Source organism: Pseudocitrobacter sp. CD920760, from assembly GCF_057782505.1.
Genome location: NZ_CM173490.1, coordinates 470,291 through 483,483 on the forward strand (window position 1 = coordinate 470,291; position 13,193 = coordinate 483,483).

Consider the following 13,193-nt stretch of genomic DNA (forward strand, 5'->3'; position numbering starts at 1 on the left):
CGCCTTATTTAAAGGAATCGTAATATTCACGTCACTTAGATAATGTAACCATTCCCTCTCTTTTTTACAGTTTTTCCTTCGTTATCCTCCAATATTGTCACAATAATAATCTGGTTTTTTGCTACTATCCGTGCTTTCGTCCCTGCCAGTCGGCGTGGGATAGCGTTATTTGCGTTATGACTCTTTTTGGAACGGCAAGATGAACCAGTCTCTAAAAAAGATGAGCCTCACCGGGCTTATTCTGATGATCTTTACGTCGGTGTTTGGCTTTGCCAATAGCCCGTCGGCATTCTATTTAATGGGCTACAGCGCCGCCCCTTTTTATATTCTCTCGGCACTCTTCTTCTTTATTCCTTTTGCATTAATGATGGCGGAAATGGGCTCGGCGTACCGCAAAGAAGAGGGCGGTATCTACTCGTGGATGAATAACAGCGTAGGGCCGCGCTTTGCGTTTATCGGTACCTTTATGTGGTTCTCATCCTATGTGGTCTGGATGGTCAGTACTGCGGCGAAAGTGTGGGTGCCGTTTTCCACCTTTTTGTGCGGCTCGGATCAAACGCAGGTGTGGGCCTTCGCTGGCCTGACGCCCACACAGGCCGTCGGCATTCTCGCGGTATGCTGGATGCTACTGGTGACGTTTGTCGCCTCCCGTGGGATCAACAAAATCGCCAAAATTACCGCAGTCGGCGGGATTTCGGTCATGTGCCTGAATCTGGTCCTGCTGGTGGTGAGTATCACGATTATGGCGCTAAACGGCGGAAACTTTGCAGAGCCAATTAACTTTGTCGCGTCGCCGAATCCGGGCTACCAGTCTGGCCTGGCGATGCTGTCATTTGTGGTCTTTGCTATCTTTGCCTACGGCGGCATTGAAGCCGTTGGTGGGCTGGTAGATAAAACCGAAAACCCGGAGAAGAACTTTGCGAAAGGCATTATCTTCGCGGCGCTCGTTATCTCAATTGGCTACGCGCTGGCGATTGTCCTGTGGGGTGTGAGCACAAACTGGCAGGCGGTGCTGAGCAACCGGGCGACCAATCTTGGGAATATCACCTACATTCTGATGCACAGTCTGGGCGAAACGCTGGGGCATGCGCTGGGCTTATCGCCTGAGGCAACGACCTCGCTTGGCGTATGGTTTGCGCGTATTACCGGTCTGTCGATGTTCCTCGCGTATACCGGTGCGTTCTTCACCCTGATTTACTCGCCGCTGAAAGCTATTGTGCAGGGCACGCCAAAAGCGCTGTGGCCGACCTCCGTCACGCGCCTGAACGCGAGCGGTATGCCGGAAACCGCGATGTGGGCGCAGTGTGGCCTGGTGTGTCTGTTTATTCTGTTGGTGTCGTTTGGTGGCGATACGGCTTCTGCGTTTTATAACAAACTAACGCTGATGGCGAACGTCTCAATGACGCTGCCGTATCTTTTCCTGGCGCTGGCGTTCCCGTTCTTCAAAGCGAAAACCGATCTGGAAAGGCCGTTTGTTATCTTTAAAACGCGCGCTTCTGCGCTGGTCGCCACGGCCGTGGTGGTGCTGATTGTATCGTTCGCTAACATCTTCACCGTTATCCAACCGGTGATTGAAGCAAATGACTGGAGCAGCGCCCTGTGGATGATTGGCGGGCCAATCTTCTTCTCGCTGATGGCGATGGGGATTTACGAGAACTATCGCCGCCGGACGGCGAATACGCCCGAGCTGGCGATAGAGTAATCAAAAGGATCGGTAGGCCTGATAAGCGAAGCGCATCAGGCGGTGGCGGGGGGCGCGATGCCTGCCCGCCGCTCTACCGACTACTATAAACTTCCCGCCTTACGCCCACGTCCCGTTGAGGATAACGTTCTGCCTGCCGGGGTTTTAGTGCCGCCCATGCTTTCCAGACGCATCTGGAACGGTGGGAACGGCATATCGATACCGTGCTCGCGGAAGCCCGCCAGAATCAGCTGGTGGATTTCGTGACGTAGCGGCATACGGTGGCCCATCTCCGCTGCGTAGATACGCAGTTCGAAGATTTGAATCCCCTGTTGCAGGTCGACCAGGAAGGCTTCCGGCGCTGGGTTATCAATTACCAGCGAGCAACGCTGTGCGGCGGTCAGCAGGATCTGCGTCACTTCTTCACTATTAGCGTCTGACGGCGCCGGAATGCTCAACACCACGCGGGTAACCGAATCCGACAGCGACCAGTTGATGAACTGCTCGGTGATAAAGGCTTTATTCGGCACGATAATCTCTTTGCGGTCCCAGTCGCTGATGGTGGTGGCACGGGTGTTGATTTTGGTGACGCTCCCGGTCAAATCGCGAATGGTGACCGTATCGCCGATACGAATCGGTTTTTCGAACAGGATGATCAGGCCAGAGATAAAGTTGGCGAAAATTTCCTGTAAACCAAAACCTAACCCGACACCCAGTGCCGCTACCAGCCACTGTAATTTCGACCACTCAATACCAATCATCGAGAAGCCAATCAGCCCGCCAAACAGCATCAGCAGATACTTGGTGATGGTGGTAATGGCATACCCGGTGCCTGGCGTCAGATTGAGATGCTGGAGCAGCGCCAGCTCCAGCAGCGCGGGCAGATTGCGCACCAGTTGAGTGGTGATGATAAACACCAGAATCGCAATCAGCACCGCGCCGAGCGTAATGGGCTCAATACTTTCCACGCCCTGCACGGTTGAGGAGACATCCCACAGCGAGATATTTTCCAGGAAGCCGAAAGCGGAGTGAATTTCCGACCACAGTACAATCACCGAAACCAGCGCAATCAGCATCAGAATCGAGCGTACCAGCCGCAGCGACTGGGCGCTGATGGTGTCGAGATCGACTTCACTGACCTCGGCTTCGACCGAACCTTCCAGGCTGGTGGAGTGGGTCTCTTCTTCGCCTCTGGCGCGGTTAGCCAGCATCTCTGCGCGTCGATGTTTGGCACGGTCAAATGCCAGACGGCGGCGCTGAATCAGCATCCAGCGGCGGATGACGTGATAAATCACCAGCAACAGGAACCAGATGGCGACCGAGGTTTCCAGACGCGCCAGCAATGCCTGTGATGTTGCCAGATAACCGACGGCAGCCGCGAGGATCGCGACCATCGGCGCACCGGAAAGCAGGTTCCACAGCAGGCGGTTTACCATGTTATCGCCATCGCCCTCTTTATCGAGCCAGAGGGGAATGCCTGCGCGTTTCAGGCTGAGCGTGACCACCGCCAGCGCGCCGCAAATCAGGATGAAACACAGCCTGCCTAATGAGGCGGAAAACTCGCGATCGTTGAGATTATCGAACATGATCAGCGCCATAATCAGCGGCACGATAAGCCCGATGCTCATCAGATAGTAACGCATCGCCCGCAGCACGCGGTTGCGCGGCCAGCCGAAGTGCACGATGAACAGGCCATTTGGACGGGCAAAGGCGGCGCAGATCATCACCACCCACAGCAGCGGTACGGTGGCGGTTACGCCATCGCCAATCGCCACGGCAAGCGGATAAGGCCAGGCCTCCTGAAGGCCATAACCCAGCGTTGCCCAGAGGACGGGCAGGGGAGAAGCGACCAGAATCGACCAGAAAACGGTACGCATGGTCAGCCAGAAATGATCCTGGGTGACTTTGCCAACGCGCGCGCTGGAACGTTCCAGAAAACGGGTGAAGTGTTTGCGCGAACTGATACTGAAGCCCACCAGAATCAGCGCTGCAAAGAGCGGTAGCAGCGTCTGCTTGCTGGTAAGCATCATCGCGGTGGCTTTACCTAGCTGGCTGAAGGTATCCAGCGAGATTAAGCGGCGCAGATCCTGCACCACTTCCAGCGGCCAGCTGAAGTCCATTGGCCGCACGTCTGAGGTCCAGAACAGATAGCGGTGGGTGGCTTCATTCACCTCTTTTAAGGCGTCTTCCAGTTGGCTATTGGAAACTTTTAGCTTGGTAAGTTCCAGAATCAGCGTGTCGCCACCCTGCAACAGCGAGTTGAGGAGTTCACGCTGAGTGCGAAGCTGCGCTTCCAGAATACGATTTTGCTCGGCGGTAAGTGGTTTGCCATCAGCCTGCTGGATCTGGCGCAGTTGTGGCTGCTTATTGAGTAAATCTTCATAGCGCAGACGATGCACGCGCAGCTGCGCCATTTCGGTATCAAGCTGCTGGGGCTTGGGCATTTCCGGCAGGCGAGCAACCTGCGCGCGTAACGCTTCGCCTAACAGATTAGAGGAACCCAGCCATTGCGACTGTTCGCGCAGCGTGTTCAGCGCCTGACGAACCTGCAAGGTTTGGCCTGTCGCCTGACGCTGCTGCGAGGCCACCAGGTCCATACGCTGAGCCTGTTGATTCAGTGCCTGGGAAAGCTCACGGTTAACTTTGAACTGATTAACAATCCCGACGGGCAGATTCGCGCTGTTTTCGGCAAGCAGTTCGGTGCTTTCCAGCGCCCGCTCGGCTTCGCGCTGGCGCTGGCTGTTGAGCTGATTGCGCAGCGCCTGAAGATACGCATCCAACTGTTCGCCCTGTTTCTGCGCCAGTTCTGAACGCATGCGTGACAGCTCCTGGCGATTGTTCGCCGAAAGCTGCGCCAGTTCCAGTTCATCAACCAGCGCCTTCAGGCGTGCGGAATCGGCCTGTAACGCCAGGTTTTGCGCCTGCGCCTGTGGTGTGTTGGCCGTTTGCGTACCGACGCGGCGTTCCACTTCATTCAACTGGCGACGGGCATCGGTTTGCTGTTGCGGCAGCTGATTCAGGGAGTCGGCGATTTCCCGTGCGCGTTCCTGCTCCTGCTGCGCCAGGCGGCTTTTTTCCAGCAACTGGCTGCTGACCTGAAGAATTTCCTGACTTAGCGCGTCAGCGCTCATGCCTTCAGGAACCTCGCGCGGCTCTTCGCGCAGGTTATTCAGTTGGGAGCGTAATGTTTGGGAAAGTTTAGGAAAGTTGTCGATCACATGCTGATACTGCGTGGCGCGCTCAAGGGAGCCTTTTCGCTCCTCAAGCGCGTTCAGCGCACCCTGCAAGGTTTCAACGGTTTCGGGCTGGGCAGGTTTGGCGGATTTAGCCTGCTCCAGCTCCTGAGCTATCTGTTTACTGTCGGGGGCCGTCGCTGCGTACGCCCCCAGGCTGAGGCACCAGGCCATCAGGAAAGTGATAATCAGGCGCACGTCAGAACCCTTTTTTGAAGTTAGCTTTCGTCTTTCTTATCGTCGACCAGCGGGCTGGCTTCAATTTCAGCCGCCACTTCTTCCTCTGGCAGAACTTCCGGCTCTGGAACGACAACGGCTTCGGTTGAGACTGCCAGGGGTTGGCCCAGCTTCGTCACAGAGAGGCTTTTCAGCTCTTCAATCAGCTGGACTTTGCCTGGCGCGAAGAGGTTGATGACCGTGGAACCCAGTTTGAAGCGGCCCATCTCCTGGCCTTTCAGCAGGGCAATGGAACCTTCGCTGTCTCCCGCCGGCCAGGTCCAGCGTTTGATCACGCCTTCACGCGGCGGTGTGATCGTACCTGCCCATACGGTTTCGATACTGCCAACGATGGTCGCACCGACCAGAATCTGTGCCATCGGGCCAAATTCGGTATCGAACAGGCAAATAACGCGTTCGTTACGGGCAAACAGGTTAGGTACGTTCTGCGCGGTCAGGTGGTTTACGGAGAAGAGATCGCCCGGCACGTAGATCATTTCGCGCAGGATACCGTTGCACGGCATATGTACGCGGTGATAGTCACGCGGAGACAGGTAGGTGGTGGCGAAAGTCCCGTTGCGGAAAAGATCCGCCATCAGGTAGTTGCCTGCCAGCAGCGCTTCCAGCGAATAGTCGTGGCCTTTAGCCTGCAAAATTTTGTCTTCTTCGATACGGCCTAACTGGCTGATTACACCGTCGGCAGGCATCACCAGCACGTTAGGATCGGTATTGAGTGGGCGCACATCGTCACGCAGCGGACGCACAAAGAAATCGTTGAAGGTGCGATAGCTGGCGGTATCTGGTTTCTGCGCCTCTTGCATATCGACCTTGTAGTATTTCACAAACAGATCGATAACCAGTTTGGTCAGCCATCCTGCTCGCTTGCTCGCCCCCCAGCCTGCGAGGCGGGTAAGCCACAGTTTAGGCAGAATGTATTGCAGTGAAAGTTTAAGATCGTTTAACAAAGTAGCCTCCAGGCCATGATGTGTCGTTCCTGAACCCGCATCATGCGCGGGTCCCAAAAGAAAAGGTGGCGATTTTAACGACGCACGCGATAAATGTCAGTCGCTAAAGCATAATTCTCAGTTATCACCATCAGAAAAGTTTTTACGCGTTTTTACCTGCGACATACTTTCCAGAATGCGGTGATAATTTTCGAATCGCGTCTCGGCAATTTTACCTTCTTCAACGGCTTCGCGGATGGCGCAGCCGGGATCGGTGTCATGTTTGCAGTCGCGGTATTTGCACAAACCCAGATAATCATGGAATTCGACAAAGCCGTTGGTGATTTGTTCCGCCTCAAGATGCCAGAGGCCAAATTCTCGAACGCCAGGAGAATCAATCACATCGCCGCCATGCGGGAAGTGATAAAGGCGTGCGGCGGTGGTGGTGTGCTGGCCTAAACCGGAGTTATCGGAAACATCATTGGTGAGGATCCGTTCTTCGTTGAGACCAAGCAAAGCATTCAACAGACTCGATTTCCCGACGCCGGACTGCCCGGCAAAAATACTGATGCGGTCGGTCAGCGCTTCTTCCAGCGGTTTCAAACCATCCTGTGTATGGCTGGAAACCATCAGCACGCGATAGCCAATGTTGCGGTAGATATCCATCTGCTCATTCACGAAAGCCATGCTTTCGTCATCCAGCAGATCGATTTTGTTCAGCACGATGATTGGTTCGACGTCCAGCGTTTCGCAGGCAACGAGATAACGGTCGATAATATTCAGCGACAGTTCCGGCAGAATGGCCGAGACGATAACGATTTGGTCGATATTGGCGGCAATCGGTTTTACACCGTCGTAAAAGTCCGGGCGCGTCAGCACCGAGGTACGTTCATGTACCGCTTCCACGATGCCTTTGACGTTCACGCCTTCGGCTGCCGCTTTACCCGGACGCCAGACAACGCGATCGCCGGTAACCAGCGAACGAATGGTGCGGCGGATGTTGCAGCGGTGCGTCTCGCCGTCGGCGGATTCAACGTCAGCATGCATGCCAAAACGGCTGATAACGGTGCCTTCAGCGGTTTCACCAAACAGATTGTCATCGTAGTCGGGCTTCTCCGCAGTCGTTTTAAGACGGCGCTGGTGGTTAGCCGACACGCGACGCTGCTGACCTTTGGAGAGTTTATTTTTACTCAATCGTACAGACTCCTGGTCGCCCATAATGGGCAAAAGATCTATGATACACGCTATTTTTGATGAATATAGTCACGCGACAAGGGTGGAAAATAACATGAGTGCAGATGAAAACAACCTGATTTGGATCGATCTGGAGATGACCGGTCTCGATCCCGAGCGCGATCGCATTATTGAAATCGCCACCCTGGTGACGGATGCGAATCTTAACATTCTGGCTGAAGGCCCGACGATCGCGGTGCATCAGTCTGATGAACAACTGGCGCTGATGGATGATTGGAACGTGCGCACGCATACCGGCAGCGGGTTGGTCGAACGCGTGAAAGCAAGCACCCTTGACGACCGCGCGGCGGAACTGGCCACGCTTGAATTCCTCAAGCAGTGGGTTCCGGAAGGGAAATCGCCGATTTGCGGTAACAGCATCGGCCAGGACCGTCGTTTCCTGTTCAAGTATATGCCGGAACTGGAATCCTACTTCCACTATCGTTATCTGGACGTGAGCACGCTCAAAGAGCTGGCGCGTCGCTGGAAGCCGGAAATTCTCGACGGCTTTAAGAAGCAGGGTACGCACCAGGCGATGGATGACATCCGTGAGTCAGTGGCTGAACTGGCCTACTATCGCGAAAACTTTATTAAGCTCTGATTCTCGTCTTTGCCGGATGGCGCTTGCCATTCGGCGTAAAAAGCACCAGGATGATGAATTATTCGTCACTTGAACGATATTTCAAAAAAAACGCTTCAGGGGGGGTTGCAGCAAAAAGGATTTCTCGTATAATGCGCCTCCCGTAACGACAGAGAAATCAACGTTACGACAGCGTCAAATTAATCACAAGATTTCAGGTTTAGAACTTAGAAATCATGATGATGCGGGAATAGCTCAGTTGGTAGAGCACGACCTTGCCAAGGTCGGGGTCGCGAGTTCGAGTCTCGTTTCCCGCTCCAAAATTTGAAAGATGCTTTCTAAGCATGCACCACCCAAGCGGGAATAGCTCAGTTGGTAGAGCACGACCTTGCCAAGGTCGGGGTCGCGAGTTCGAGTCTCGTTTCCCGCTCCAAAATTTGAAAAGTGCTTTCTAAGCACGCACCACCCAAGCGGGAATAGCTCAGTTGGTAGAGCACGACCTTGCCAAGGTCGGGGTCGCGAGTTCGAGTCTCGTTTCCCGCTCCAAATTTTCTTTCTGATTTATCGAAATCCACAGTGATGTTAATTCGCTGGGGTGATTTTTCGTTTCTGAAATACTCTTGTAAACAGAGTTATCCACAGAGTCGGGCACTATTCCTGGAATTCAAAATTCTTCGAATGGTGAATAGTATCTTTGTATCTTATTGATAATTAGTGAAAAATTAACATTTCAAAATGTTAATTCGATCACTTGACCTCTCTGTGTGCTTTGAATCCCTTTGCTTTTTTATTTTTATTCACAGCCTGTGAATGTTTTACGCGTCACGCGGTAATCCTTTCTCAACCACTCTCACCAGACGCTGTTTCTTCGGCAATTGCACCTCGACTACGCAGGCATTTCGCTTCTCAATTTGCTGCGCAATCGCCCATTCTATGTGTTCATCGAGAAGTGGGTGCTCACCTCGGCGCGTCTCCAGCGCCTGAATAACCGCTTCACTCCACGGCGCATTGCCGAGCGCAACGGCAATATTACGCAGCCAGCGCAGATGGCCGATGCGGCGAATAGGCGAACCTTCAGTGACTTTCAGGAACCAGGCTTCATCCCAGGCAAAGAGTTCAATCAATTCCGGGGTATGCAGCGCCTTACGCGGGCTGAAGTCTGCTTCATCTGTCAGTTGCGAAAAACGATTCCACGGGCAAATTAGCTGGCAATCGTCACAGCCGTAGATGCGGTTGCCCATCAGCGGGCGAAATTCTTCCGGAATGGCGCCTTCCAGCTCAATGGTGAGATAGGAGATACAGCGACGCGCATCGACGGTGTATGGCGCTACGATAGCGCCAGTCGGGCAGATGGTCATGCAGGCGACGCATCGTCCGCACTCTTCCTCTACCGGTTTATCGATGGGCAGGGGCAGGTCAATCAGTAACTCACCGAGGAAAAAGAACGACCCGGCATCGCGGTTGAGGATAAGTGAGTGCTTACCTGTCCAGCCAATCCCGGCTTTTTCGGCGAGCGGGCGCTCAAGGATGGGCGCGGAATCAACAAAAGGTCTAAAATTCAGCGAGACGCACTGTTCCTGAATCAACTCGCCCAATTTTTTAAGGCGATTACGCAGCAGCTTATGATAATCGCGCCCGAGCGCGTAGCGGCTGATATAACCGAGATCGGGATTTTTTAGGGTGCTGGCAAAGGCCGCATTGGCGGGCAGATAGTTCATTCGCACGCTGATGACGCGCAATGTGCCGGGCTGAAGCTCGTGAGGGCGGGCACGCATCATACCGTGGCGGGCCATCCACTCCATTTCGCCGTGGTATTGTTTGTCCAGCCATGCCTGTAATTTGGGCTCAGAGGCGCTGAGATCGGTATCGGTGATACCCACCTGCTGAAAGCCCAGTTCAGTGCCCCATTGTTTGATTTGTTGCGCTAACTGATTGAGATCGAGGGGCTGTGACATGACGGACCATACATTGACGAGAAACCCTGCAAGTATACCACACTCCGTGTGGGCTGCGGATGACCTGCGTCGCGCAGAAAAAGAGGCGGCGGATAGCCTTGGTATGACGCTGTTTGAACTGATGCTGCGCGCGGGCGACGCCGCGTTTACGCTGGCGCGTGCCACGTACCCAACAGCGTCACACTGGCTGATTCTCTGCGGCCACGGCAATAACGGCGGCGATGGCTACGTGGTGGCGCGTCTGGCGCAGGCGGCGGGCATCAACGTTACCCTGCTGGCGCAGGAGAGCGATAAACCGCTGCCGGAAGAGGCCCACGCCGCGCGCGAGGCCTGGCTGAACGCGGGCGGGGTGATCCACTCGCCGCAAACCGTGTGGCCGGAAGAGACCGACCTTATCATCGACGCGCTGCTCGGCACGGGCTTACAGAGCGCGCCGCGCGAGAATATTGCTCGCCTGATAGAGCTTGCGAATATGCATTCTGCCCCCGTTTTCGCAATCGATATTCCCTCTGGCCTGAACGCGCAAACCGGCACCACGCCGGGTGCGGTGATTCACGCCGCGCATACCCTCACGTTTATTGCCCTGAAGCCCGGCTTATTAACCGGCAAGGCGCGAGACGTGGTCGGGCGTTTGCATCATCATGCGTTGGGTCTGGAACGCTGGCTTGACGCGCAGACGACCGATATCAGCCGTGCCGACGCATCACAACTCACCGCGTGGTTCCCACCGCGCCGCCCGACGTCGCATAAAGGCGACCACGGCAAACTGGTGATTATCGGCGGCGATCACGGTACGGCTGGCGCGATACGCATGACCGGTGAAGCCGCGCTGCGCGCGGGGGCTGGATTAGTGCGAGTGCTTACTCGCATTGAGAACGTTGCGCCGATTATTACCGCCAGGCCGGAGTTGATGGTGCATGAACTGACGCCTGAAATTCTTGATGAGAGTCTGCAATGGGCGGATGCGGTGGTGATTGGCCCCGGCCTTGGGCAAAGCGCGTGGGGAAAACAGGCGCTGCGTAAAGTTGAAAACATCAACAAACCGATGCTCTGGGACGCCGATGCGCTGAACCTGCTGGCAATCAATCCCGATAAACGTCACAATCGCGTGTTAACGCCGCATCCCGGCGAAGCCGCGCGGTTACTGAACTGTCGCGTGTCAGAAATTGAAGCCGATCGCTTACTTTCTGCGCAGCGTCTGGTAAAACGGTATGGTGGCGTAGTGGTGCTGAAAGGCGCGGGCACGGTGGTGGCCTGTGAAGCGGGGGCAATAACGCTGATTGACGCCGGAAATGCAGGGATGGCCAGCGGCGGAATGGGCGATGTGCTCTCCGGTATCATTGGCGCATTGCTGGGGCAGGCCTTCTCGCTTTATGATGCTGCCTGCGCGGGCTGTGTCGCGCACGGTGCGGCGGCGGATGAACTCGCGGCGCGCTTCGGTACCCGCGGTATGCTGGCCACTGATCTCTTTTCCACGCTGCGGCGTGTTGTTAACCCGGATGTGATTGACGTAGACCATGATTAATCGAGTGATTCCCTTACCCGACGAGCAGGCGACCTTAGACCTCGGCGACCGCGTGGCGAAAGCCTGCGACGGCGCGACGGTTATCTATCTGTACGGCGATCTCGGCGCCGGCAAAACCACCTTCAGCCGTGGCTTCCTGCAAGCGCTGGGCCACCGCGGCAACGTCAAAAGTCCAACTTATACGCTGGTCGAGCCGTATACCCTCGATAAACTGATGGTTTACCATTTTGATTTGTACCGCCTTGCCGATCCCGAGGAGCTCGAATTTATGGGGATCCGCGATTATTTTTCTAACGATTCCATCTGCCTGGTGGAATGGCCGCAACAGGGCGCGGGTGTACTGCCTGAACCGGATATCGAAATACACTTAGATTACCAGGCGCAAGGGCGTGAGGCGCGCATAACCGCTGTCTCCTCATTGGGTGAGTCTCTGCTGGCGCGGTTTGCCGGTTAATTTTAGGGATCACGGGATGATTTTACGCGCAAAAGGTTGGCTGGCTGCGGCGCTGATGCTGTTCAGTGTCGGCGCAACAGCGGCAACGTTATCCGATATTCAGGTTTCAAATGGCGATCAGCAGGCGCGCATTACCTTCAGTTTTATGGGCGATCCTGAGTACGCATTCAGCCAGGATGGCCCGCGCAGCGTGGCGCTGGATATCAAACAGACGGGCGTGATTCAGGGGCTGCCGCTGCGTTTTAGCGGCAATAACCTGGTGAAAGCAATTCACTCCGGTACGCCGAAAGACGATCAGTCGTTACGTCTGGTGGTCGATCTCACGCAAAAGGGTAAAACCCAGGCGGTGAAAAAGCAGAACGGGGCGAGCTATATGGTGGTGTTTACCATCGATGCCGATGTTCCGCCTCCACCGCCACCACCACCTGCGCCAGTAGTGGTCAAACAGGTAGAAACGCCGGTAGTGACGCCTGCACCGCGACCGGTTGAACCTGCGCGTAATCCGTTTAAAACGCAAAACGATCGCATTACGGCGGTGACCAATACCGATACGGCGATTTCACGCCCGGCCAGCCGCACGCGCGTTGCCTCGGGTGACAAAGTGATTATTGCCATTGATGCGGGGCACGGTGGTCAGGACCCAGGCGCTATTGGCCCGGATGGCACACGTGAGAAGAACGTCACCATTGCCATTGCCCGTAAATTGCGCACGTTGCTCAATGACGACCCGATGTTTAAAGGCGTGCTAACCCGCGATGGCGATTACTTTATTTCGGTGATGGGGCGTTCAGACGTGGCGCGTAAACAAAACGCGCACTTCCTGGTGTCGATTCACGCCGATGCCGCGCCAAGCCGTTCAGCAAGCGGAGCATCCGTGTGGGTGCTCTCCAACCGTCGCGCCAATAGCGAAATGGCGGGCTGGCTGGAGCAGCACGAGAAACAATCCGAGCTGCTGGGCGGCGCGGGCGATGTGCTGGCAAACAGCCAGGCTGACCCGTACCTGAGCCAGGCGGTACTTGATTTGCAGTTCGGTCACTCTCAGCGCGTAGGCTATGACGTGGCCACCAATGTGATAAGCCAGCTACAGCGCGTGGGCAATATCCACAAGCGTCGCCCGGAACACGCCAGCCTTGGCGTACTGCGCTCGCCGGATATTCCGTCGATTCTGGTCGAAACCGGCTTTATCAGTAACACATCGGAAGAACGCCTGCTGGCCAGCGACGACTACCAGCAGAAACTGGCGGAAGCGATTTACAACGGGTTGCGTAACTATTTCCAGGCGCATCCGATCCAGTCTGGCCCGAGAGAAGATCAGGCCCAGACTGCCAGCGCCAACGCATCAACCGGAACGTTGATTAACTAAGGAGTCTTC

The 13,193-nt window shown here is 55.3% G+C and carries 9 protein-coding genes and 3 tRNA genes; 8 read left to right on the forward strand and 4 right to left on the reverse strand.

Annotation, left to right across the window (positions count from 1 at the left end; genetic code table 11):
* Positions 1 to 199: 199 nt before the first annotated feature.
* The gene (gene yjeM, locus AC1MKH_RS02100) at positions 200 to 1,702 is read left to right on the forward strand and encodes a glutamate/gamma-aminobutyrate family transporter YjeM (protein ID WP_276220705.1); all 1,503 of its coding nucleotides are present in this window, start codon (positions 200 to 202) and stop codon (positions 1,700 to 1,702) included.
* Between the two features lie 83 nt (positions 1,703 to 1,785).
* Here the strand turns inward: yjeM and mscM are convergent, their stop codons facing one another.
* The 3 genes from mscM to rsgA form a co-directional block, all read right to left on the reverse strand.
* Complete coding sequence (gene mscM, locus AC1MKH_RS02105) at positions 1,786 to 5,112, reverse strand: miniconductance mechanosensitive channel MscM (RefSeq protein WP_276220703.1); 3,327 nt, start codon at positions 5,110 to 5,112, stop codon at positions 1,786 to 1,788.
* 20 nt (positions 5,113 to 5,132) lie between these two features.
* The gene (asd, locus tag AC1MKH_RS02110) at positions 5,133 to 6,095 is read right to left on the reverse strand and encodes an archaetidylserine decarboxylase (protein ID WP_276220700.1); all 963 of its coding nucleotides are present in this window, start codon (positions 6,093 to 6,095) and stop codon (positions 5,133 to 5,135) included.
* Positions 6,096 to 6,212: 117 nt separating this feature from the next.
* Entirely contained in the window at positions 6,213 to 7,268 is a 1,056-nt protein-coding gene (rsgA, locus tag AC1MKH_RS02115; protein WP_041686331.1) for a small ribosomal subunit biogenesis GTPase RsgA, read from the reverse strand.
* A 94-nt stretch (positions 7,269 to 7,362) separates the two neighbouring features.
* Between rsgA and orn the strand changes: the two genes are divergently transcribed.
* The 4 genes from orn (at position 7,363) to AC1MKH_RS02135 (ending at position 8,433) form a co-directional block, all read left to right on the forward strand.
* Complete coding sequence (orn, locus tag AC1MKH_RS02120) at positions 7,363 to 7,908, forward strand: oligoribonuclease (RefSeq protein WP_276220698.1); 546 nt, start codon at positions 7,363 to 7,365, stop codon at positions 7,906 to 7,908.
* A 223-nt stretch (positions 7,909 to 8,131) separates the two neighbouring features.
* A tRNA-Gly gene (locus AC1MKH_RS02125) sits at positions 8,132 to 8,207 on the forward strand.
* Positions 8,208 to 8,244: 37 nt separating this feature from the next.
* Positions 8,245 to 8,320, forward strand: a tRNA-Gly gene (locus tag AC1MKH_RS02130).
* Positions 8,321 to 8,357: 37 nt separating this feature from the next.
* A tRNA-Gly gene (locus AC1MKH_RS02135) sits at positions 8,358 to 8,433 on the forward strand.
* A 269-nt stretch (positions 8,434 to 8,702) separates the two neighbouring features.
* Here AC1MKH_RS02135 and queG read toward each other — a convergent pair.
* Positions 8,703 to 9,842: a tRNA epoxyqueuosine(34) reductase QueG gene (queG, locus tag AC1MKH_RS02140; RefSeq protein WP_276220696.1), complete on the reverse strand. Its 1,140-nt coding sequence runs from the start codon at positions 9,840 to 9,842 to the stop codon at positions 8,703 to 8,705.
* Between queG and nnr the strand changes: the two genes are divergently transcribed.
* The 3 genes from nnr to amiB are packed head-to-tail and all read left to right on the forward strand — an operon-like array spanning position 9,841 to position 13,184.
* Positions 9,841 to 11,367 carry a bifunctional ADP-dependent NAD(P)H-hydrate dehydratase/NAD(P)H-hydrate epimerase gene (nnr, locus tag AC1MKH_RS02145; RefSeq protein WP_276220694.1) on the forward strand — a complete coding sequence of 509 codons (1,527 nt, stop codon included), beginning with the start codon at positions 9,841 to 9,843 and terminating at the stop codon, positions 11,365 to 11,367. The genes queG and nnr overlap by 2 nt on opposite strands.
* The gene (gene tsaE / locus AC1MKH_RS02150) at positions 11,360 to 11,821 is read left to right on the forward strand and encodes a tRNA (adenosine(37)-N6)-threonylcarbamoyltransferase complex ATPase subunit type 1 TsaE (protein WP_015966217.1); all 462 of its coding nucleotides are present in this window, start codon (positions 11,360 to 11,362) and stop codon (positions 11,819 to 11,821) included. The genes nnr and tsaE overlap by 8 nt, the downstream gene beginning before the upstream one ends.
* 16 nt (positions 11,822 to 11,837) lie before the next feature.
* Positions 11,838 to 13,184 (forward strand): N-acetylmuramoyl-L-alanine amidase AmiB, encoded by a 1,347-nt coding sequence (gene amiB, locus AC1MKH_RS02155; protein WP_276220690.1) that lies wholly within the window; start codon positions 11,838 to 11,840, stop codon positions 13,182 to 13,184.
* Positions 13,185 to 13,193: the final 9 nt, after the last annotated feature.

What these genes read in the sequence shown, in the direction of transcription:
- amiB (WP_276220690.1), top strand. Translation starts at nt 11,838, where the DNA reads ATGATTTTACGCGCAAAAGGTTGGCTGGCTGCGGCGCTGATGCTGTTC.
- queG (WP_276220696.1), bottom strand. Translation starts at nt 9,842, where the DNA reads ATGTCACAGCCCCTCGATCTCAATCAGTTAGCGCAACAAATCAAACAA.
- yjeM (WP_276220705.1), top strand. Translation starts at nt 200, where the DNA reads ATGAACCAGTCTCTAAAAAAGATGAGCCTCACCGGGCTTATTCTGATG.
- tsaE (WP_015966217.1), top strand. Translation starts at nt 11,360, where the DNA reads ATGATTAATCGAGTGATTCCCTTACCCGACGAGCAGGCGACCTTAGAC.
- orn (WP_276220698.1), top strand. Translation starts at nt 7,363, where the DNA reads ATGAGTGCAGATGAAAACAACCTGATTTGGATCGATCTGGAGATGACC.
- nnr (WP_276220694.1), top strand. Translation starts at nt 9,841, where the DNA reads ATGACGGACCATACATTGACGAGAAACCCTGCAAGTATACCACACTCC.